Annotated in this window: 1 protein-coding gene; it reads right to left on the reverse strand. The window is 75.4% G+C overall.

Annotated features, from left to right (window positions below):
* Positions 1 to 65 precede the first annotated feature (65 nt).
* Positions 66 to 24,527, reverse strand: coding sequence for a type I polyketide synthase (locus AC07FV_RS26020; protein WP_479089652.1), 24,462 nt, complete (start codon positions 24,525 to 24,527; stop codon positions 66 to 68).
* Positions 24,528 to 24,541 lie beyond the last annotated feature (14 nt).

Consider the following 24,541-nt stretch of genomic DNA (forward strand, 5'->3'; position numbering starts at 1 on the left):
CATCGCCGGGCCCGCGGCACCTCCGCGTTCTCGCCGGGCCGGGTGCTCCTCGGCCCTGGCCCGCATCAGTCGAGCGCCCCGTCTCCGAGCTGGTCGCGGATCAGGTTGATCAGCTCGTCGTCGTCGGCGGCCTGGATGCGGTCGGTCACCGCACTGTCCGCGGCGGCCGGCCGGTCGGCGGTCCACCTGTCGAGGAACGCCTGGAGGCGGACGGTGACCCGTGCCCGGGACAGTCCGTCCGGCGGCGACTCGGCCATCGCCGCCTCCAGGGTGTCCAGTGCCCCGATGAGCGGCTCGACGTCGGTGACCGGATCGCCGCCGGGCAGCGTGTCGTGCAGGTGGTCGGCGAGGGCGGACGGCGTCGGGTGGTCGAAGACGATCGTCGACGGCAGCGGCGTACCGCACCGGCGGGCCAGCAGGTCCCGGAACTCGACGGCGGTCAGCGAGTCGAAGCCGAGGTCCCGGAAGGGGCGGGCCCCGTCGATCCGCTCGTCCGCGTCATAGCGGAGTACGACGGCGAGGGAACTTCTGATCAACTCCGTCAGTTCGGCCAGTCGCTCAGCGGTGCTCAGCGTGGCGAGTCGCTCCAGCAGCCCGGTGTCGGCCTCCTCTTCGCCGGGTGTCCCGGTCGGCGCCACCGCGTCGGCGGCCTCGGGCAGTTCGCGCAGCAGCGGACTCGGCCTGCCGGAGGTGAACGCCGGGGTGAAGCGGGCCCAGTCCACATCGGCGACGGTCACGTTCGTCTCGCCGCCGTCGACCGCCTGGGCCAGCGCGGCGACCGCCAGGGCCGGGTCGAGCGGGGTCAGTCCGCGGCGGCGCAGGAACTCCTCCGCCTCTCCGGACACCGCCATGCCGGCGCCGGCCCACGGGCCCCAGGCCACCGAGACGGCCGCCAGTTTCCGGTCCGCGCGGCTCTGGGCGAGCGCGTCCAGGTAGGCGTTGCCGGCCGCGTAGAGCGCCTGGCCGCCGCTGCCCCAGGTGGCGGCGATGGAGGAGAAGAGCACGAACAGCTCCAGATCGGCGTCCTTGGTGAACTGGTCCAGATGGGCCGCGCCGAGCACCTTGCCGTCGGTGGTCTCCGCGATGTCCGCGAGTCCGGTGGTCTCCACCGGCCCGGACCGGGCGACGCCGGCGGCGTGGACCACGCCGAGCAGGGGGCGGTCGGCCGGTACGGCGGCAAGCAGTTCCGCCACCGCGTCCCGGTCGGCGACGTCGCAGCGGGCGACCGTGGCATCCGCGCCCAGGACCTTCAGCTCGGCGAGCAGTTCGTCGGTGCCCGGTGCCCGGGCGCCGCGACGGCTGGTGAGCAGCAGGTGCGACACCCCGCGTCCGGCGAGCCACCGCGCGACCGAGGCGCCCAGTGCGCCGGTGCCGCCGGTGACCAGGACCGTGCCCGGCCGGGACGGCGTCCAGGACGTGGTGGCAGGGTCCGGTCGGTCGGCCCGGACGAGGCGCCGGGCGTGGATTCGGCCGTCGCGCAGGGCGAGTTGGTCCTCGTGGGAGTCCCCGCGCAGTACGGCGGGCAGCCGGGTCAGGTCCTGGTCGCCGTCCGAGGGCAGATCGACCAGGCCGCCCCAGCGCTGCGGTTGTTCCAGCGCCACGGCCTGCCCGAAGCCCCACAGCCGCGCGTGCTCGGCCCGGGTGACCCGGTCCGCCGCGTCGACCGCGACGGCGCCGCGGGTCAGGGTCCACAGCGGAGCGGCGCACCCGGCGTCGCTGAGGGCCTGGACGAGGGTGAGGGCCACCGCCAGGTCGGCCCGGTGGCCCGCCGGGTGAACGACTCCGCGCAGGTCGCCCGCCATCAGCGTGCGGATGCGGGCGGCCAGCTCGTGCCGGTCGGGACGGGTCGCGTCGACCGTCAGAGGGACGACGTGGGCGCCGGCCGCGCGGAGGGCTCCCCCGACGTCGCCGCCGGCCTCGTCGCCCGCCTCGGTGACCAGGAGCCAGGTGCCGTCCAGGGGGCTGTCCGGTACGGCGACCGGTGTCCACTCCACCCGGTAGCGCCAGCCGTCCACCGCCGCGTGCTGCCGGGCCTGCCGTCGCCAGGACGACAGCGCCGGCAGCACCTCCGCGAGAGCGTCCGGTCGTGCGGCCAGCCGCAGGGCGCTCGCGACCTCGGTCACGTCCTCGCGTTCCACCGCCTCCCAGAACCGGGACTCGACCGCGTCCTGGGCCGGTTCCGGTACCGGTGCCGAGGTCGCCGGCTGCGGCCAGTACCGGTCCCGCTGGAACGCGTACGTGGGCAGGGCGATCCGTCGGCCGTGCGCGGGCACCGCCGCCGCCCAGTCGACGTCCACGCCCACCGCCCAGATCCGGCCGAGCGCCTCCCACGCCGTGCGCACCTCGTCGCGGTCCCGTCGCAGGACCGGGGCGAAGGCGCCGGTCACGCCGGACCGGCGGGCCATGGCGCAGAGCACGCCGTCCGGGCCGAGTTCCACGAAGCGGGTGACGCCCTGTCCGGTCAGCTGTCGTACTCCGTCGGCGAACCGTACGGTCTCGCGTACCTGCCGCACCCAGTAGGCGGGGGTGGTCAGGTCCGCGCCGGCCATCGCGGGGATCACGGGGATTCGGGGCTCGGCGAACGTCATCGCCTCCACGACCTCCGCGAACTCGGCCAGCATCGGCTCCATCAGGGCCGAGTGGAAGGCGTGCGACACCGTGAGACGGCTGGTCCTGCGGCCCTCGGCCGACCACTGCGCGGCGAACTCCTCGACCACCTCGGCCGCACCGGAGACCACGAGCGACGACGGGCCGTTCACCGCGGCGATGTCCAGCCGGCCCCGTACGGCGTCGAGGATCTCGGCCTCGGTCGCCTCGACCGCGAGCATCGCGCCGCCGGCGGGCAGCGCCTGCATCGACCGGCCTCGTGCCGCGACGAGTGCGCAGGCGTCCTCGAGCGAGAACACTCCCGCGCAGTGGGCGGCGGCGATCTCCCCGATCGAGTGGCCGAGCAGGACGTCGGGGATCACGCCGAAGGACTCCAGCAGCCGGAAGACGGCCACCTCGACGGCGAACAGGCCGGCTTGGGCCCACACGGTCCGGTCCAGTCCGTCGCCGTCGAACACCACGTCCCGCACGGGGCGTTCGTACGTCAGGTCCAGCTCGGCGCAGACCGCGTCGAAGGCGTCGGCGTAGGCCGGGAAGGCCTCGTACAGGTCCCTTCCCATGCCGGCCCGTTGGGCGCCCTGCCCGGTGAACAGGAACGCCGTGCGGCCCTCGCCGGTCGTCTCCGAGATCAGGTCGGCGGACGGTGCGCCGGCGGCCAGCGCGGCGAGGCCGGCCAGCAGGTCGTCGCGGCCGGCGCCCATGACCACCGCGCGGTGCTCGAGGTCGGCCCGGGTCAGCAGGGACCGGGCGACGTCCGTCGGGGCCGCCTCCGGCTGCGCGGACAGGGCCGCGTGCAGCCTCTTCGCCTGTGCGGCGAGCGCGGTGGCGGACCGGCCGGACACCAGCCAGGGCGGTGTCGTCCCGTCGCTTCCCCGCTCGTGCGGGGCGGTCTCGTCCGCCGGGGCGGGTGCGGCCTCCAGGATGATGTGGGCGTTGGTGCCGCTGATGCCGAACGAGGAGACGCCCGCCCGGCGCGGGCGGTCCGCCTCGGGCCACGGCCGGGCCCGGGTCAGCAGCTCCACCGTGCCGGCCGACCAGTCCACCTGCTCGGTGGGCCGATCGGCGTGCAGGGTGGGCGGCAGCGTGCCGTGCCGCAGCGCCAGCACCATCTTGATCACGCCCGCGACACCGGCGGCCGCCTGGGTGTGGCCCAGGTTCGACTTGACCGAGCCGAGCCACAGCGGCCGGCCGGCGTCCCGGTCCTGGCCGTAGGTCGCCAGCAGCGCCTGTGCCTCGATCGGGTCGCCGAGCCTGGTGCCGGTGCCGTGTGCCTCGACCGCGTCGACCTCCGACGGCGACAGTCGCGCGTCCGCCAGGGCCTGCCGGATGACCCGCTGCTGGGCGGGTCCGTTGGGGGCGGTCAGGCCGTTGGAGGCGCCGTCCTGGTTGACGGCGCTGCCCCGTACCAGGGCGAGGACCTGGTGCCCGTTGCGGCGGGCGTCCGCGAGCCGCTCCACGAGCAGGACGCCGACGCCCTCGCCCCAGCCCGTGCCGTCCGCGTCGGCCGAGAAGGCCTTGCAGCGGCCGTCGTCCGCCAGACCGCCCTGCCGGGCGAACTCGGTGAACGCCGCCTCGGTGGACATCACCGACACACCGCCGGCGAGCGCCAGATCGCACTCGCCCCGCCGCAGCGCCTGCGCGGCCAGGTGGAGCGCCACCAGCGACGACGAGCACGCCGTGTCGACGGTGAGCGCCGGTCCTTCCAGGCCGAAGGCGTAGGAGACCCGGCCGGACAGCACCGCCGCCGCGTTGCCGGTGGCCGCGTGGGCGTCCAGGCCCTCGTCGGCGGAGGCGGCCAGCACCACCGGGTAGTCCTGTCCGTTGGTGCCGACGAACATCCCGACGGAGCGGCCGCGTACCGCGCGCGGGTCCACTCCGGCGGACTCGAAGGTCTCCCACACCGTCTCGAGGAGCAGTCGCTGCTGGGGGTCCATCGCCAGCGCCTCGCGCGGGCTGATCCCGAACAGGCCCGCGTCGAAGTCCGCGGCGCCGTCGACGAATCCGCCGCGCAGCGCGGGGAGGTCGGGGAGTGCGGCGAGGTCCCAGCCCCGGTCGGTGGGGAACGTCGTCATGGCGTCGACCCCACCGACGAGCAGGTCCCACAGGTCCTCGGGGGAACCGACACCGCCGGGCAGGCGGCACGCCATGCCGACCAGCGCCAACGGCTCGTCCGCCTCGGCGGCGGCTCCCGTCGCGGTCGCGGGGACGACGGCCGGTGCGGGCACCTGTTCGCCGCCGAACAGTTCCTCGCCGAGGTACCGCGCCAACTCCGCCGGGGTCGGCCGGTCGAAGACCAGGGAGGCGGGCAGCCGCAGCCCGGTCCGTACGGCGGCCAGGTTCCGGAACTCCACGGCGGCGAGCGAGTCGAAGCCGAGGTCCCGGAACGCCTGGCCGGCGCCGACCGCCTCCGCCGAGCCGTGGCCCAGCACGGTCGCCGCCCACGAGCGGACCGCCGCCAGCAGCAGCGCGCCGCGCCGCGCCGCCGGTGCCGCCGTCAGCTCCGCCCGGAACTCGGTTGCCGGGTCGGCCTCGGCGGCGGGGGTACGGGCGGACGCCGCCTCGGGCAGTTCGGTCAGCAGGGCGCTGGGGCGCGCGCCGGTCAGCCCGGCCGCGAACAGCGGCCAGTCGATGTCGGCGATCACCGGGTCCTGGTCACCGGGGACCAGGGCGCCCGCCAACGCCGCGACGGCCAGTTCGGGGTCCAGCGGCGTCAGGCCGCCGCGCCGCAGCCGGTCGGCGACCGCCTGGTCGTCGGCCGCCATGCCGTCCTGCGCCCAGGGGCCCCAGGCGACCGAGACCCCGGGCAGCCCGCGGGCCCGGCGGCCCTGCATCCACGCGTCGACGAAGGCGTTGGCGGCGGCGTAGTTGCCCTGTCCGGCGCTGCCCACCGTGCCGGCGAGCGAGGAGAACGCCACGAAGAACTCCGGTTCCGCTCCCCCGGTCGCCTCGTCCAGGGCGACCAGGCCGGACACCTTGGCGGCCAGGACCGTCTCGAAGCGTTCCGGGGTGAGCGCGTCGAGCGTCCCGTCGTCCAGGACCCCGGCGGCGTGCACCACACCGATCAGCGGGTGTTCGGCCGGGAGCCGCTCCAGGGCGCCTGCCAGTGCCGCGCGGTCGGTGACGTCGCCGGTCTCGACCGTGACCCGGGTCCCCGTGCCGGCCAGTTCGGTGACCAGCTCGGCCACCCCCGGAGCCTGCCGGCCGCGTCGGCCCAGCAGGACCACGTGGGGTACGCCCCGGTCGGCGAGCCAGCGGGCGACCGCGGCGCCGAGCGCTCCGGTGCCACCGGTCACCAGCACGGAGCCGGGCCGCGACGGCGACCACGGGGTGCTGCCGGCGGACTCGGCGCGCACCAGGCGGCGGCCGTAGACGCCGGCCGCGCGGACCGCCACCTGGTCCTCACCGGTCCCGCCGGCGAGGACGGCGGCGAGGCGTGTCCCGGCTCTGGCGTCCAGCACGGGCGGGAGGTCGACGAGGCCGCCCCACCGGTCGGGCTGTTCGAGTGCCGCCACCCGGCCGAGTCCCCAGAGCTGCGCCGACACCGCGGCGGGCGACGCGTCCGACCGTCCGACCGAGACGGCGCCGCTGGTCAACGCCCACAGAGGGGCGTCGATTCCGGCGTCGCCGAGCGCCTGGAGCAGGCACAGGGTCAGTCGCAGGCCGGCGGACGGCTCGGTGCGAGGCGTCCGGTCGTCCGCCCAGGCCGCGAGGGAGACCACCCCGCTGACCGGTCCGGCCTCGGCGAGCCGGACGGCGAGGGCCGCCCGGTCCGCGCCGGCGGGGACGAGGTGGACGGCCTCGGCGCCGGCGCCTTCCAGCGCGGAGGACACCTCCTGGACGGGCGCGGGGGCCGCCTGGGTCTGCGGGACGACCACCAGCCAGCGGCCGGTCAGCACCGGGGTCGGGGGCAGGTCGGTGATCGGGCGCCAGGTCGCCACGTAGCGCCAGGAGTCGACCGCGGACTCCTTGCGCCGCTGTCGCCGCCACGAGGAGAGCATCGGCAGCGCCGCGCCGAGCAGGTCCAGGGTGCGGGGGTCGTCCAGGAGGTCGGCGAGGGCGTCGATGTCCTCGTGCTCGACCGCGTCCCAGAAGCGGGAGTCCGTCGTGCGGGCGGTCGCCGGCGCGGCGGCGGTGCCGGCGCGCGGCCAGTACCTGTCGCGCTGGAACGGGTAGGTGGGCAGGGCGACCCTGCGGCCGCCGGGTGCCGTCGTCGACCAGTCGGCGTCCGCGCCGTCGGTCCACAGCCGGGCCAGGGCGAGCAGCGCGGTGGCGGTGTCGTCCCGGTCGGCGCGCAGGAGCGGGGCGCACACGGCGTCGGCGTCGGTCTGCCGGGCCATCCCGCACAGCACTCCGTCCGGGCCCAGCTCCACCAGGCGGGTCACGCCGTCGAGCCGCAGGCACTCGACCCCGTCGGCGAAGCGCACCGTCTCGCGGACCTGTCGTACCCAGTAGTCGGGGCTGGACAGGAGTCCGGGTCCGGCGGGCCGGCCGGTCAGGTCGGACACGACGGGGATGCGGGGCTCGGCGAAGTCCGTCTCCTCCAGCACGGCGGCGAAGTCGGCGAGCATCGGTTCCATCAGTGCCGAGTGGAACGCGTGCGACACGGTCAGCCGGCGCGTACGACGGCCCTGGTCGCGCCAGCGGGCGGCGAACTCCTCGACCGTCCCGGCCGCGCCTGACACCACCACCGACGACGGGCCGTTCACCGCCGCGACGTCCAGCCGGCCCCCGATCGCCTCGACGACCTCGGCCTCGGTCGCCTCCACCGCGAGCATCGCGCCGCCGGCGGGCAGGGCCTGCATCAGCCGCCCGCGTGCCGCCACGAGCCGGCAGGCGTCGGGCAGCGAGAACACCCCGGCGCAGTGCGCGGCGGCCACCTCGCCGATCGAGTGGCCGAGCAGCACGTCCGGGACCACGCCCCAGGACTCCAGCAGCCGGAACGCCGCGACCTCCACGGCGAACAGCCCGGCCTGCGCCCACACCGTCCGGTCCAGTCCGGTGCCGTCGAACACCACGTCCCGCACCGGCTGGTCCAGGTGCGGTTCCAGTTCGGCGCAGACCGCGTCGAACGCGTCCGCGTACACCGGGAACGTCTCGTACAGTCCACGTCCCATGCCCGCGCGCTGCGCGCCCTGGCCGGTGAACAGGAACGCGGTGCGCCCCCGCGTCGCCTCCGCCGACACCGTCCGGGCGGCGGTCCCGCCGTCGGTCAGCGTGGCGAGCCCGGCGAGGAGTTCGTCCCGGTCGGTGCCGACGACCACGGCCCGGTGGTCCAGGGCGGCCCGGGTGGTGGCCAGCGACCAGGCCACGTCGTACGGGTCGACGTGGGGGTCGGCGACCAGCCCGCGCAGGAGCGCGGCCTGGGCCCGCAGGCCGTCGGCGGTCCTGGCGGACAGCGTCCAGCCGAGGGGGCGCGGGGCGCGCGCGGGCGGGGACGCTTCCTCGTCGGGCGCCGGTGCGCCCTCCAGCAGGACGTGCGCGTTGGTGCCGCTGATGCCGAACGACGAGACCCCGGCCCGGCGCGGGCGGTCGATGACGGTCCAGGGCCGGGCCTCGGTGAGCAGCCGCACCGCGCCGGCGGACCAGTCGACGTGCGGGGTCGGCTCGTCCACGTGGAGGGTGGCGGGCAGTACGCCGTGCCGCATGGCCATGACCATCTTGATCACGCCCGCCACGCCCGAGGCGGCCTGGGTGTGGCCGATGTTGGACTTGACCGAGCCGAGCCACAGCGGGCGGTCCTCGTCCCGGCCCTGCCCGTACGTCGCCAGCAGTGCCTGTGCCTCGATGGGATCGCCCAGGCGGGTTCCGGTGCCGTGTGCCTCGACGGCGTCGACCTCGTCCGGGGTCAGGCCCGCGGTGGCGAGTGCCTGGCGGATGACGCGTTGCTGGGAGGGGCCGTTGGGTGCGGTCAGGCCGTTGGACGCGCCGTCCTGGTTGACCGCGCTGCCGCGTACCACCGCGAGGACGTCGTGGCCGTTGCGGCGGGCGTCGGAGAGGCGCTCCAGTACGAGGACGCCCACGCCCTCGCCCCAGCCGGTGCCGTCCGCGCCGCCCGCGAACGACTTGCAGCGCCCGTCGGAGGCCAGTCCGTCCTGCCGGTCGAACTCGGCGAACGCCGCGGGGGACACCATGACCGTCACCCCGCCGGCCAGTGCCAGCTCGCACTCCCCGTTGCGCAGCGCCTGCGCCGCCCAGTGCAGTGCCACCAGTGACGAGGAGCAGGCGGTGTCGACGGTGACCGCGGGTCCCTCCAGGCCGAAGGTGTACGCCACCCGGCCGGAGATCACGCTGTTGGCGGTGCCGGCCAGCAGGTAGCCGCCGGCGCCTTCGAGGCCGTCGCCCGGTCCCCCGTACCCGGAGGAGGAGGCGCCGGCGAAGACGCCGACCGGCCGGCCGCGCAGGGCACGCGGATTCAGTCCGGCGGACTCGAACGCTTCCCAGGAGGCTTCGAGCAGCAGCCGCTGCTGGGGGTCCATCGCGAGCGCCTCGCGCGGGCCGATCCCGAACAGCCCGGCGTCGAACTCCGTGGCCCCGTCCACGAATCCGCCCCGTGCGGCCGCTCCGGCCACGACGTCCCGCGGCCACTCGCGGTCGGCCGGGAACTCGGTGGTGCCGTCGGTCCCGTGTGCGACGAGGTCCCACAGCTGCTCGGCGTCGCGCACCCCGCCCGGGTAGCGGGCGCTCATGCCGACGATCGCGATCGGTTCGTCCGCGGCGGCGACGGCGGTGGTGCCGGTGACCGTGCCGGTCGGTTCCAGAAGTCCGGCGGTCAGGTGCTCGGCCAGTGCGGTGGGGTTGGGGTGGTCGAAGACCAGGGTGGCGGGCAGGGTCAGGCCGGTGTCCGCGCCGAGCAGGTTGCGCAGCTCGACGGCGGTGAGGGAGTCGAAGCCGGCGTCGCGGAAGGACCGGTCCGGCTCGATCGCCTCCGCGGAGGCATGTCCGAGCGAGACGGCCGCGCGGGCCCGGACCAGGTCGAGCAGCATGCCGTGACGGCGGCTCTCGGGCGCCGCGACCAGTTCGTCGCGGAAGGCCGAGCCGCGGCCGGCGGCGACGGTCGCCGGTGCCAGCGCCGCTGCCGCGTCGGGCAGTTCGGTGAGCAGAGCGCTGTCCCGGCCGGAGGTGAAGGCGGGGGCGAACCGCTCCCAGTCCACGTCGGCGACTGTCACACAGCTCTCGTCGAGGTCCACCGCGCGTTCCAGGGCGCGCAGGGCGAGGTCCGGTGCCATGGCGACCAGGCCGTGGCGGTACAGGTACTCCTCGGCTCCGCCCTGCGTGGCCATCCCTTCGCCCTCCCACGGCCCCCAGGCCACGGAGGTGCCGCTGCGTCCCTGCGCCCGCCGCCGCTCGACGAGCGCGTCGAGGTGGGCGTTGGCGGCCGCGTAGACGCCCTGGCCGCCGCTGCCCCAGGTCGCCGCGATCGAGGAGAAGACCACGAACAGGTCCAGGTCCGTCCCGCGGGTCAGCTCGTCGAGATGGGCCGCGCCCGTCACCTTGACGTCCAGGACGCGGGTGATCTCGGCCTCGTCGGTGTCGGCGAGCGGTACGGCCTGTGCGGCGCCGGCCGCGTGCACGATGCCGGTCAGGGGGTGCTCTTCGGGGATCGCGTCCAGGACGGCCGCCAGCGCCGTCCGGTCGGTGACGTCGCAGGCGACGACGGTCGCCTCGCAGCCGTGGGCGGCGAGTTCGGCGACCAGCTCGGTGGTGCCCGGCGTGTCGGCGCCGCGACGCCCGAGCAGGACCAGGCGCGGTGCTCCCCGTTCGGCCAGCCGGCGGGCCACCCGCTTGCCGAGGGCTCCGGTGCCGCCGGTGACGAGGACGGTCCCGGAGGGCGTGTACGGGGTGCCGGCCGGCTCGTCGGCGGCGACGCGGACCAGACGGCGGCCGTACGCGCCGGAGGTCCGTACGGCGACCTGGTCCTCGCCCGTGCCACCGGCCAGTACGGAGACCAGGACGCGGGCGGTGCGGGCGTCGAAGCCGGCCGGGAGGTCGATCAGACCGCCCCAGCGGCGCGGCTGTTCCAGTGCGGCCACCCGCCCGAGTCCCCAGGCCTGCGCCTGGGCCACCTGGCGCAGCGGATCGGAGCGGCCGATCGACACCGCCCCGCTGGTGAGCATCCACACCGGCGCGTCCAGCTCCGCCTCGTCCACCTGCCGCAGCAGCGCCACCGACTCGGTGACGACGGCGGACGTCGGGGCCAGGGCGACGACCCCGGCGACGGTGGCGGAGGCGTCCCGCGGGTCGGCCTCGCGGTCCAGGGGGGCGACGTCGGCTCCGGCCGCGCGGAGTGCCTCGGCGATGCGGGCGGCCGGTTCGGCGTCGGCCGGGGCGGCAGCGACCAGCCAGGTGCCGGACAGGGTGGCGGTGGTGCCGGTGAGGTGGTGGAGCGGGGTCCAGGTGACGCGGTAGCGCCACGAGCCGATCACCGACTCCTGGTGGCGGGAGCGCCGCCACCGGGAGAGGGCGGGGACCAGGGCGTCCAGGGGGGTGGTGGCGTCGGGCAGGCCGAGGGTGTCGGCGAGTTCGGCCGGATCCTCGCGGTCGACGGCCGCCCAGAAGCGTGCCTCGTCCGCGTCGGCGGGTGCGGTCGGGTCGACCGCCGGCTCCGGCCAGTACCGCTCCCGCTGGAAGGCGTACGTCGGCAGGGCGATCCGGCGGCCGGCCGGCAGCACCGCCGGCCAGTGGACCTCCGCACCGGCGGCCCACAGCCGGCCGAGCGCGGCCAGGGCGGTCTCGTGCTCGTCCCGGTCACGGCGCAGTACCGGCGCGAACACGGCGTCGCCCGCGCTCTGCTGCGCCATTCCGCAGAGCACCCCGTCGGGGCCGACCTCGACGAAACGGGTGACGCCGCGTTCGGTCGCCTCCCGTACGGCGTCGGCGAAGCGGACGGTCCCCCGTACCTGGCGCACCCAGTACCCGGGGGTGGACGGCTGCCCGCCCTCCGCCGCGGCGACCAGGGGGATACGGGGTGCGGAGTAGGCCACCGACTCCGCGGCCGCCGCGAACTCCGCCAGCATGGGCTCCATCAGCGTCGAGTGGAAGGCGTGCGACACCGTGAGCCGGCTGGTCCTGCGTCCCTCCCCCGACCACTTCGCGGCGAACTCGTCGACCGTCGCGGCGTCCCCGGAGACCACCACCGACGTCGGTCCGTTCACCGCCGCGACGTCCAGCCGGCCCCCGATCGCCTCGACGACCTCGGCCTCGGTCGCCCGTACCGCCAGCATCGCCCCGCCGGCGGGCAGTGCCTGCATCAGCCGGCCCCGTGCGGCGACGAGCGCGCACGCGTCGGCGAGGGAGAACACGCCCGCGCAGTGGGCGGCCGCGATCTCACCGACCGAGTGGCCCACCAGCACGTCGGGGACCACGCCCCAGGACTCCAGCAGCCGGAACACCGCGACCTCGACCGCGAACAGCCCGGCCTGCGTCCAGACCGTCCGATCGAGGTCGGTCCCCTCGAAGACCACGTCGCGCACCGGCCGTTCCAGGCTCCGGTCCAGTTCCGCGCAGACCGCGTCGAACGCCTCGGCGAACACCGGGTACGCCTGGTACAGCCCGCGTCCCATGCCGGCCCGCTGTGCGCCCTGGCCGGTGAAGAGGAACGCCGTGCGCCCCTCGGCGACCGCGCCCGGGACCACGTGCGCGGCGGGATCGCCGGAGGCAAGCGCGGTCAGCCCCGCCACCAGCTCGGCGTGGTCGTCGCCGACGATCGCCGCACGGTGGTCCAGCGCGGTCCTGGTGGTGGCCAGCGACCAGGCCACGTCGTGCGCTCCGGCCGGTGACGCGGAGAGGGTGGTCGCCAGTCGTGCCGCCTGGGCGCGCAGGCCCTCGGGGGTGTGCGCGGAGACCAGCCAGCTGACCGGGCCGGGCGTGGGCACGGGCGTGGGCGTGGGCGTGGCGTCGGAGGGCGTGGGTGCCGCGGCTTCCAGGATGACGTGGGCGTTGGTGCCGCTGATGCCGAACGACGACACGCCGGCCCGGTGGGGCCGGTCGGACAGGGGCCATGGGCGGGGCTCGGTGAGCAGTTCGACCGCGCCGGTCGACCAGTCGACGTGCGGGGTGGGGTCGTCCGCGTGCAGAGTCGGCGGCAGCACCCCGTTCCGCATGGCCAGCACCATCTTGATGACGCCCGCGACGCCGGCGGCGGCCTGGGTGTGACCGATGTTGGACTTCACGGAACCGAGCCACAGCGGACGGTCCGCGTCACGGCCCTGCCCGTACGCGGCGAGCAGCGCCTGCGCCTCGATCGGGTCGCCGAGCCTGGTGCCGGTGCCGTGCGCCTCGACCGCGTCGACGTCCGACGGCGCGAGCCGCGCGTTCGCCAGCGCCTGCCGGATCACCCGCTCCTGGGAGGGGCCGTTCGGTGCCGTGAGACCGTTGGACGCGCCGTCCTGGTTGACCGCGCTCCCCCGGACCACGGCCAGGACCTCGTGGCCGAGTCGCTCCGCGTCCGACAACCGCTCCACCAGCAGCAGGCCGACGCCCTCGGACATGCCGGTGCCGTCCGCGCCGGCGGAGAAGGCCTTGCAGCGTCCGTCCGAGGCCAGTCCGCGCTGGCGGTCGAACTCGGTGATCACACCCGGGGTCGCGAGGACGGTCACCCCGCCGGCGAGCGCCATCCCGCACTCGCCGTTGCGCAGGGCCTGCACGGCCAGGTGGAGCGCCACCAGCGACGAGGAGCACGCGGTGTCGACGGTGACGGCCGGTCCTTCGAGGCCGAAGGTGTACGCCAGCCGGCCGGACGCCACGCTGGTCGCGGTGCCGGTCATCAGATGCCCTGGCGCGTTGTCCGCCAGGCGCATGCCGTGGCCGTACTGCGCGTGCGCGGCACCGATGAACACGCCGGTGGAGGAGCCGTGCGCGTCCGAGGTCGCGATACCGGCGGACTCGAACGCCTCCCAGGCGGTTTCGAGCAGCAGCCGTTGCTGCGGGTCCATGGCGAGGGCCTCGCGCGGGGAGATCCCGAAGAGGGCGGCGTCGAAGTGCGTGGCCTCGTCCAGGAACCCGCCGCGCGCCGCCTCGGCGCCGACGAGGTCCCTGGGCCAGCCGCGGTCGGCCGGGAAGCCGGAGGTCGCGTCCACGCCCTCGCTGACCAGCGGCCACAGGTCGGCCGGCGAGGCGACCCCACCGGGCAGCCGGCAGGCCATGCCGACGATCGCGATGGGTTCGCCGGGTGCGGCGGCGGTCGCCCTGGGCGTCGCCGGTACGGGGGCGGGCTCGCCGCCCAGGCGGGTGCCGAGGTGTTCGGCGAGCGCGGTGGGCGTCGGGTGGTCGAAGACGAGGGTGGCGGGGAGCCGGAGCCCGGTCGCGGTGCCCAGCCGGTTGCGGAGTTCGACCGCGGTGAGCGAGTCGAAGCCGAGGTCGCGGAAGGCCTGGCGGACGCCGACGGCGTCGGTCCGGGCGTGGCCCAGCACGGTCGCCGCCTTGCCCCGGACGAGGTCGAGGAGGAGTTCGCGCCGGTCGGTGGCGGAGAGTCCGTGCAGGCGGGTGGCGAGGGCGTTGTGGGTCTCCTCGTTCCGGCCGGCCGCGCGTCGGCCGGCCGGGCGGACCAGGCCGCGCAGCAGGGCGGGGACCTCGCCGCTCCGGGTGAGGTCGAGGGGGAGGGGCAGCAGGTGCGGGGTGTGTGTCGCGGCCGCGACGTCGAACAGGGCCAGGCCCTGTTCGGTGCCCAGGGTGGCGCCCGTCCGGCTCCCGGTCGGGGTGGCGTCGCCGAGGAGGTGGCCGGTCATGGTGCTGGCCTGCTGCCAGAGGCCCCAGCCGAGGGACTGGGCGGGCAGTCCGCGGGCGCGGCGGTAGGAGGCGAGCCCGTCGAGGAAGCCGTTGGCGGCCGCGTAGTTGGCCTGGCCCCCGGTGCCGAGGGTGGCCGAGGCGGAGGAGTAGAGCACGAACAGGGCGAGGTCGGTGTCGAGGGTGAGGTCGTGCAGGTGGACGGCGGCGTCCACCTTGGGGCGGAGCACCGCCTCGACCCGCTCGGGGGTCATCGACTCGAAGACGCCGTCGTCGAGGACGCCGGCCGCGTGGATCACCGCGGTCAGCGGGTGCCGGTCCGGCAGCGCCGCCAGGACGTCGGCCAGCGCGCCGCGGTCGGCGGCGTCGCAGGCCACCACGGTCGCCCGGGCGCCCGCGGCACGCAGGTCGGCGAGGAGCCCGGTCGCGTCGGCGCCGTCCGCGCCCCGGCGGCTGAGGAGCAGGATGTTCCGTGCCCCGTGTGCGGTGACCAGGTGCCGGGCGAGCAGGCCGCCGAGCGTGCCGGTGCCGCCGGTGATGAGGACCGTGCCGTCGGGGTCGAGCGGCGTCGGGACCGTGAGCACGTTCTTGCCCACGTGCCGGGCCTGGCTGATGTGCCGGAAGGCGGACACCGCGTCCCGTACGTCCCAGGCGGTGACCGGCAGCATGTCCAGTGTGCCGGCGTCGAAGAGGGCGAGGACCTCGGCGAGGATCTCCCGTATCCGGTCGGCGCCGGCCTCGGCGGGGTTGAACGCCTGGTAGCGCACGCCCGGGTGGTCGGCCGCGACCTGTGCGGCGTCGCGGAGGTCGGTGCGGCTCAGGTCGGCGAACCGGCCGCCGTCGCCGAGGAGGCGCAGGGACGCGTCGACGAACTCGCCGGCGAGCGAGTTCAGCACCACGTCCACGCCCCGGCCGTCGCTCGCGGCGCGGAAACGCTGCTCGAACGCGAGGTCCCGGGAGGAGGCGATGTGCGCGTCGTCCAGACCGGCGGCGCGCAGGGTGTCCCACTTGCCGGGCTTGGCGGTGCCGAAGACCTCCAGGCCGAGGTGGCGTCCGAGTTGGACCGCTGCCATGCCGACTCCGCCCGCGGCGGAGTGCACGAGCACCGACTCGCCCGGCCGGGCGTGGGCCACGTCCACCAGCCCGTAGTACGCGGTGGCGAACACGACCGGTACCGCGGCCGCCTGGGCGAAGGTCCAGCCGGTGGGTACGGCGGCCAGCAGTCGCCGGTCGGTGACCGCGCGGGAGGCGATTCCGCCGGTGAAGAAGCCGAACACCCGGTCGCCCACGGCGAGATCGTGCACCTCGGGGCCGACCTCGGTCACGACGCCGGCCGCCTCGGCGCCCATCTGCGCCCGGTCCGGGTACATGCCGAGGGCGATGAGGACGTCGCGGAAGTTGACACCGGCGGCGCGTACGGCCACCCGCACCTGGCCGGTGGTCAGCGGGGCGTCGGCGTCGGGCGCGGGGAGCATGGCCAGGTGGTCGAGGGTTCCCTCGTCGGTGACGTCCAGTCGCCAGGCGGCGGGTCCCGCGGGGAGGGGCAGGCCGTCGTCGGCGGGCGGGCGGACGAGACGGGGTGCGTGGGCCCGGCCGTCACGTATCGCGACCTGTGGTTCGTCGTCGGTGACGGCCCAGTCCGGCCAGATGCCGTCGTCGGTGCCGGCGGGGTCGCGGTCCAGCAGGAGGATACGGCCGGGGTGTTCGGACTGGGCGGAGCGCAGCAGGCCCCAGACCGCCGCCCCGGCGAGGTCGGTCACCGCCTGGCCGGGCACGGCGGGGACTGCTCCGCGGGTGACGACCGCCAGACGGGTGTCGGGGTACCGGTCGTCGGCGAGCCAGTGCTGGACGGTGCGGAGCACGTCCTGGGTGGTGCGGTGGACGGTCTGTGCCGACGGGACGGCGTCGGGCGCGGGGCTGGGGAGGGTGAGGAGGGCGACGGGGGGCGGCGGCGTGTCGTGTGCCGGGATCGGTCCGTCGGGGTCGAGGCGCAGCCATGCGGAGGTGTCGGGCGGGGCGTTGCCGGGGGCGGGCAGCACGGTCCAGTCGACGGCGAACAGCGCCTCGCGCAGGTGCTGTTCACCGACCTGCCGGAGGGCGTCGGGGGTGATGTCGCGCAGGACGAGGGCGTCGACGGTGACGACGGGTGCGCCGGTGGGGTCGGTGGCTCGTACGGTGAGGCCGTCGGGGGTGGTGGTGAGGGCGACGCGGAGTACGGTCGCCTCGGTGGCGTGGAGTGTGACGCCGTGCCAGGCGAAGGGGAGTCGGGTGCCGGAGTCGGCGTCGGCGTCGGCGGTGACCGCGACGGCGTGCAGGGCGGCGTCCAGCAGCGCCGGGTGGATGCCGAAGCCCGCGGCGTCGACCGCTTCGGGCAGTTCCACCTCGGCGAGGACGGTGTCCCCGTCGCGCCATACGGCTCGTAGGCCCTGGAACGCCGGACCGTAGCCGTACCCGGCGTCCGCGAGGCCGTCGTAGAAGCCGGCGAGGTCCACGGGACGTGAGCCGGGCGGCGGCCACGTCGTCGGCTCCGTGGGCGCGTCCGCGGTGGACTCGCCGAGCAGTCCGGTCGCGTGGCACACCCATGCGGCGTCGTCGGAGGGGCGGGAGCACACCTCGACGGAACGGTCACCGGAATCGTCCGGCGCCCCGATGCCGACCTGGAGCGCGACACCGGCCCGGGCGGAGAGCACCAGCGGCGTCCGCAGCACCAGTTCCCGCAGGAACCCGCGGCCCACCTGGTCTCCGGCGCGCAGTGCCAGTTCCGCGAAGGCGGTACCGGGGACCAGTACCCGACCCTGCACCGCGTGGTCCTGGAGCCAGGGGTGCGACGCCTGCGACAGCCGCCCGGTCAGCACGGCACCGCCGGTCGGCAGGACGACGGCGGCGCCCAGGATGGCGTGGTGCAGGCCCTGTTGGCCCACCGCGGACACGTCACCGGACAGCACGGGGCGCGGCCAGTAGCGTTCGCGTTGGAAGGCGTAGGCGGGCAGTTCGACACGCCGTCCGGTGGGGACGACCGTGGACCAGTCGACCTCGACTCCTGCCACCCATGCCTCGGCCAGGGCCCTCAGGAAACGCTCCTCACCACCCTCACCACGACGCAGCGAACCCACCACCACCGCATCCACACCCGCGGCCTCAGCCGTCTCCTCCACCCCGACAGCGAGCACCGGATGAGGACTGCACTCCACGAACACCGACCGGCCATCAGCCAGCAGCCCCCGCGTCACCTCCTCGAACCGCACCGTCGCCCGCAGATTCTCGAACCAGTACCCCGCATCCATCGACGCCGTATCCACCACACCACCCGTCACCGTCGAATACAACGCAACCCCCGACGACACGGGCGCCACATCCGCCAACTCCGCCACAACCCGCTCCCGCACCCCCTCCACCTGCACCGAATGCGACGCGTAATCCACCGGAATCCGCCGCGCCCGCACCCCCCGCACCCCACACAACTCCAACAACCCCTCCAACGCCCCAAGCTCACCCGACACCACCGTCGACCCCGGCCCGTTCACCGCCGCCACCGACAACCGCCCCCCGAACCCACCCACCAGCTCCTCCACCACACCCCGCCCCGCAGCGACCGACACCATCCCCCCACCACCGGCCAACGCCAGAATCGCCCGGCTCCGCAACGCCACCACCCGCGCCCCGTCCTCCAACGACAACCCACCCGCCACCACCGCCGCCGCGATCTCCCCCTGCGAATGACCCACCACCGCAGACGGCACCACCCCACACCCACGCCACAACCGCGCCAACGACACCATCACCGCCCACAACACCGGCTGCACCACATCCACCCGCCCCAACAACGCCTCATCACCCGACTCGATCACCTCCGACAACGACCACTCCACCCACGGCTCCAACGCCACCTCACACTCCGCCAACGCCTCCCGGAACACCCCCGACCAACCCGCCAACTCCCGCCCCATCCCCACCCACTGCGACCCCTGACCCGGAAACACGAACACCACGTCCCCGGGGACCACTCCACCCCTCACCACACCCGGCGACGCCACACCGGCACCCACCGAGCCCAGGCCCTCGGCCGCGCTCTCCCGGTCGGCGGCCAGCACCACCGCGCGGTGCTCCAACCCCGCCCGCGACAGCAACGACCAGCCCACGTCCACCAGGTCCGGCCCGGACACACCGGACACCAGTTCCCGCAACCGGCCCGCCTGCGCCGCAAGGCCCGCTGCCGACTTCGCCGACACGGTCAACGGCACCCGTGGGGAGCCGGTCGTGGGTTCCGGCGTCGGGGCCGGCACCGGCTCGGCCTGTTCGAGGATCACGTGCGCGTTGGTGCCGCTCATCCCGAACGACGACACACCCGCCCGACGCACGCGCCCCGTCTCGGGCCACGCCCGCGACTCGACCGCCAGCCGCACCGCCCCGGCCGACCAGTCGACGTGCGGAGTCGGTTCATCCACGTGCAGCGTCGCCGGGACCGTGCCGGAGCGCAGCGCCTGCACCATCTTGATGACGCCGGCCACACCCGCGGCCGCCTGCGTATGCCCGATGTTCGACTTGACCGAGCCCAGCCACAACGGAGCTTCCGCCTCACGCCCTTGGCCGTACGTCGCGAGCAGCGCCTGCGCCTCGATCGGGTCACCCAGCCTGGTCCCCGTCCCGTGCGCCTCCACCACGTCCACTTCCGACGCCTCGAGACGCGCGTTGGCCAACGCCTGCCGGATCACCCGCTCCTGCGACGGACCGTTGGGCGCCGTCAGACCGTTCGACGCACCGTCCTGGTTGACGGCACTCCCCCGCACCACCGCCAGCACCTCATGGCCCCGGCGCACCGCGTCGGACAACCGCTCCAGCACCAGCACACCCACGCCCTCGGACCACCCGGTGCCGTCCGCCGCACCCGCGAACGACTTGCACCGCCCGTCGCCCGCGAGCCCGCCCTGCCGGCTGAACTCGGCGAAGATGCTCGTCCCCGCCATCACCGTCACTCCGCCGGCCAGTGCCCTGTCGCACTCACCGTTGCGCAGCGCCTGCACCGCGAGGTGCAATGCCACCAACGACGACGAACACGCCGTGTCCACCGTGACGGCGGGCCCCTCCAGGCCGAACGAGTACGCCACCCGGCCCGAGATCACACTGTTGGACCCGCCCGCCAGCACGTGGCCCTCGGCGGTGGTGAAGAGGTCGGTGCCCAGGCCGTAGCCGGACGACGCGGCGCCGATGAGTACGCCGGTGCGGGTGTGGTTCTGCGACAGCGGGTCGATGCCGGCGTGTTCGAAGGCCTCCCAGGACGCCTCCAGCAGCAGCCGCTGCTGGGGGTCCATCGCCAGCGCCTCACGCGGCGAGATCCCGAACAGCGCAGCGTCGAACTCCGTGGCTCCGTCGACGAATCCTCCCCGGCGGGCGTAGTCGCCGTCCCCCTTCTCGGGGTACTCGGGCCAACCGCGGTCGGTGGGGAAGTCCGTGACGACGTCGCGGCCCGAGGCCACCACGTCCCACAGCTGCTGGGCCGAGTTGGCCCCGCCGGGGTAGCGGCAGCTCATGCCGACGATCGCGATGGGTTCGTCGGCGACGGCGGGGGTGTCGAGGGTGGGTGCGGCGGCGGCCTCGGAGGTGTCGCCAAAGAGCCGGCCGAGCAGGTGGTCGGTCAACGCGAGCGGCGTCGGGTGGTCGAAGACCAGGGTGGTCGGCAGGGGCAGCCCGGTCTCGGAGGTGAGCAGGTTGCGCAGTTCGACGGCGGTGAGGGAGTCGAACCCGAGGTCGCGGAAGGCGCGCCGGGGTTCCACCACGGCGACGCTCGTATGGCCCAGTACCTGGGCGGTGTGCGTACGGACCGCGTCCAGGAGCAGCCGGTGCCGTTCGGTCCCGGGGGCGGCGGTGAGCGCGTCGCGCAGCGCGGTGGACGGAGTGCCGGCGTCGGCGGTGGTCGCCGTGGCCGGCACCTGTGCCTCGGGGAGTTCGGCGAGCAGGGGGCTCGGGCGGGCGGAGACGAACGCCGGAGCGAACAGCTTCCAGTCGACGTCGGCGACGCTCACGGTGGCCTCGCCGTGGTCGACGGCGCACGCGAGTGCCCGGAGAGCGACCGTACGGTCCATCACCGACAGGCCGCGGCGCCGCAGGAACGCGGCGACCTCGTCGTCGGCGGCCATGCCGACCTCGGCCCACGGCCCCCAGGCGATCGCGGTTCCGGGCAGCCCTCGGTGCCTGCGGTGCTCCACCAGCGCGTCGAGGAAGGCGTTCCCGGCCGCGTAGGCGCCCTGGCCGCCGCTGCCCCAGGTCGCGGCGATGGAGGAGAAGACGACGAACAGGTCGAGTCCGCCGGTGAGTTCGTCGAGCAGGGCCGCACCGGTGACCTTGGCGCGCATCGCCTCGGCGACCTCGTCCTCGTCGGTGTCCAGCAGCCGGCCCGGCGTCCCGACGCCCGCGGCGTGCACCACTCCGGTGAGCGGGAACGCGGCGGGTACGGCGTCCAGTGCGGCGGCGAGGGACGCACGGTCGGCGACGTCGCACCCGGCGACGGTCACCCGGGTGCCCGACGCGTGCAGCTCGGCCCGGAGTTCCTCCGCGCCGGGTGCGTCGGCGCCGTGCCGGCTGAGCAGCAGCAGGTGCGGCACCCCGCGCCGGGCGAGCCATCGGGCCACGTCGCCGCCGAGCCCTCCGGTCCCACCGGTGACCAGTACGGTGCCGTCGGTCGTCCACCGGGGCGCGGACCCCCGCGGCAGCGGCGCCCGTACGATGCGGCGGCCGTACGCCTGTCCGTCGCGGAGCGCGACCTGGTCCTCCCCGGCCGCGCCGCCGAGCAGGGCGACCAGCGCGTCGCCGACGGTGTCGTCGCGGTGGGCCGGCAGGTCGACCAGTCCGCCCCAGGTGGCGGGGTGCTCCAGGGCCGCGACCCGGCCGAGCCCCCACAACGGGGCCTGCTCCGGGTGGAGCAGCGGGTCGTCGTCCCCGGTGGACACCGCGCCGCGGGTCAGGCACCACAGCGGGGCGGTCAGCTCCGCGTCGCCCAGGGCCTGGCAGGTGAGGAGCAGCGCCGCGAGGTCGGTGGGCCGCGCCGGCCGGGGGCCCGTACCGCCCGCGACGACCACAACGCCGTCCGGGGCGGCGGAGGTGAGCCGCTCGGTGAGGACGGCCCGGTCGTCGGCCGCGGTGAGGGTGAGTTCGACGACCCGCGCACCGGAGGCACGGAGGGCGTTCGCCACGTCCTGGGCGTCGTCGCCGGTGCCCGCGGTGACGAGCAGCCAGGTCCCGGTGAGGGAGCGGCCCGGGGTGAGGGTGAGCGGCTTCCACCGGGCCCGGTAACGCCAGGACTCCAGGAGGGACTCCTGGCGCAGGGAGCGTCGCCAGGACGACAGCGCCGGGACGAGGTTCGCCAGGGACTCGGGGGCGTCGCGCAGTCCGAGGGTGTCGGTGAGTTCGGTGAGGTCGGCTCGTTCCACCGCTTCCCAGAACCGGTCCTCGTCCGGCGAGGTGGACGGCTGGGCGGCAGCCTCGTCGGGCAGGGCCTCGGGCCAGTAGCGCTCGCGCTGGAAGGCGTACGTCGGCAGCTCGACCCCGCGGCCCTCGGGGAGCAGTGAGCGCCAGTCCACCTCGGCGCCGGAGGTCCACAGCCGGGCCAGTGCGGTGAGCGCGGTGTCGGTGTCGTCCCGGTCCTTGCGCAGCACGGGGGCGAACACGGCGTCGGCGGCGGTCTGCTGGGCCATGGCGCAGAGCACCCCGTCGGGGCCCAGCTCGACGAAACGGGACACGCCCTGGTCCCGCAGGCGTGCCACGCCGTCGGCGAACCGGACCGCCTGCCGCACCTGCCGCACCCAGTACCCCGGGTCCGACATCAGGCCGGGCTCCGCCACCTCGCCGGTCAGGTTGGACACGACGGGGATGACGGGTTCGGCGAGGTCCAGCTGCTCCACCACGGCGGCGAACTCGGCCAGCATGGGCTCCATCAGCGCGGAGTGGAAGGCGTGCGAGACCGTCAGGCGGCGGGTACGGCGCCCCTCCCCCGCCCAGCGCGCGGCCAGCGCGTCGATGGTCTCCTCGGGGCCGGAGACCACGACCGACGCGGGCCCGTTGACGGCGGCGATGTCGGCCCGGCCGGCGAGCTCCTCGACGACCTCGGCCTCGGTCGCCTCGACCGCGAGCATCGCGCCGCCCGCGGGCAGCTGCTGCATCAGCCGGCCCCGCGCCTCGACGAGGCGGCAGGCGTGCTCCAGCGAGAGGACGCCGGCGCAGTGCGCGGCGGCCACCTCACCGATCGAGTGCCCCAGCAGCAGGTCCGGGGCGACGCCCCAGGACTCCAGCAACCGGAACGCCGCGACCTCCACGGCGAACAGACCGGCCTGCGTCCACTCGGTCCGGTCCAGCTCGGTGCCGCCGGCGAACACCACGTCCTTGAGCGGACGGCCGCGCCTCGGGTCGAACTCCGCGCACACGGCGTCGAAGGCCTCGGCGAACGCCGGGAACGACTCGTACAGCCCGCGTCCCATGCCGGCGCGTTGCGCGCCCTGGCCGGTGAAGAGGAACCCGGTCCGGCCCTCGTCGACCGTTCCCGTGACCACGCCGCCGGCCGGGTGCCCGGAGGCCAACGACGCGAGACGGTCGTGCAGTTCCGCCTCGTCGGTGCCGAGGACCACGGCGCGGCGCGTCAACGCGGCCCGGGTCGTGGCCAGCGACCATGCCACGTCGGCGGGACGCTCCGCGCGGTCCGACAGCCGGTCGCGGAGACGTTCCGCCTGGGCGCGCAGCGCGTCGGGGGTCTGCGCGGACACCGGCCAGAGCAGCGGCCGGGGCAGCGCGCCGGCGTCGGCGTCCGCCGGTCCCCGTCCCCCGGCCGGCTCGTCGCCGGGGAGCGGGGCCGGCGCCTCTTCGAGGATCAGATGGGCGTTGGTGCCGCTGACGCCGAACGCGGAGACACCGATCCGCCGCGGCACGTCCGTACGGGGCCATGGGCGGGCGTCGGCGAGCAGGCGGACGCCGCGGCCCTCCCACTCGACGTGGGGCGTGGGGACGGTGACGTGCAGGGTGCGGGGCAGCAGGCCGTTGCGCAGCGCCAGCACGCTCTTGATGACGCCGACCACGCCGGAGGCGGCCTGGGTGTGGCCGAGGTTGGACTTGGCCGAGCCGAGCCACAGCGGGCGGTCGTCGGCGCGGTCCCTGCCGTAGGTGTCCTGGAGTGCCTCCAGCTCGATAGGGTCGCCGAGCGCCGTGCCGGTGCCGTGCGCCTCCACCGCGTCGACGTCGGCGGTGGTGAGTCCGGCGTTGGCGAGTGCCTGGCGGATGACACGCTGCTGGGAGGGGCCGTTGGGTGCGGTGAGGCCGTTGGACGCGCCGTCCTGGTTGACCGCGCTGCCCCGGATGACCGCGAGGACGTCGTGGCCGTTGCGGCGCGCGTCGGAGAGGCGTTCGACCAGGAGTACGCCGACCCCCTCGCTCCAGCCGGTGCCGTCGGCTTCGGCGGAGAACGACTTGCACCGCCCGTCGGAGGCCATCCCGCCCTGCTTGCCGAACTCGGTGAACGCCGCCGGGGTGGTGATCACGGCGACGCCACCGACCAGCGCGCGGCCGCACTCGCCCTGCCGCAGCGCCTGGACGGCCAGGTGGAGGGCGACCAGCGACGAGGAGCAGGCGGTGTCGACGGTGACCGCGGGGCCCTCCAGACCGAGCACGTAGGACAGCCGGCCGGACAGGACGCTGCTGGCGCTGCCGGTCAGCTGGTAGCCGACGGTGGACTCGGGCATCCGGCCCACCGTGTCGTACCCGGACGGTGAGGCGCCGACGAAGACGCCGGTGTCGCTGCCGGCCAGTGAGTGCGGGTCGATGCCGGCCCGTTCGGCGACCTCCCAGGCCGCTTCCAGCAGCATCCGCTGCTGGGGGTCCATCGCCAGCGCCTCGCGCGGGTTGATCCCGAACAGGGCCGCGTCGAACTCGGCGGCGTCCGGGACGAACCCGCCGCGTCGGGTGTAGCCACCGGTCTCGGCCACGGTCTGGGTCCAGCCGCGGTCGTCGGGAAAGTCGACGATCGCGTCGGTGCCGTCCGCGAGCAGCCGCCACAGGTCCTCGGGCGCGCCGACGCCGCCGGGCAGCCGGCAGCTCATCGCGACGACGGCGACGGGTTCCCGGGCCGCCTGCCGCATCTCCCGGTTCTGCCGACGGAGCCGGTCGACTTCCTTGAGCGAGGCTCGGAGTGCCTCGACGGCCTTGTCGCTACGAGTGTTCATCGAGTTCTCCACAG

Source organism: Streptomyces sp. NPDC045956 (genome assembly GCF_056430705.1).

Bases quoted from the DNA above. Each gene is read 5' to 3' on its own strand.
- AC07FV_RS26020 (WP_479089652.1), bottom strand. From the start codon at position 24,527: ATGAACACTCGTAGCGACAAGGCCGTCGAGGCACTCCGAGCCTCGCTC.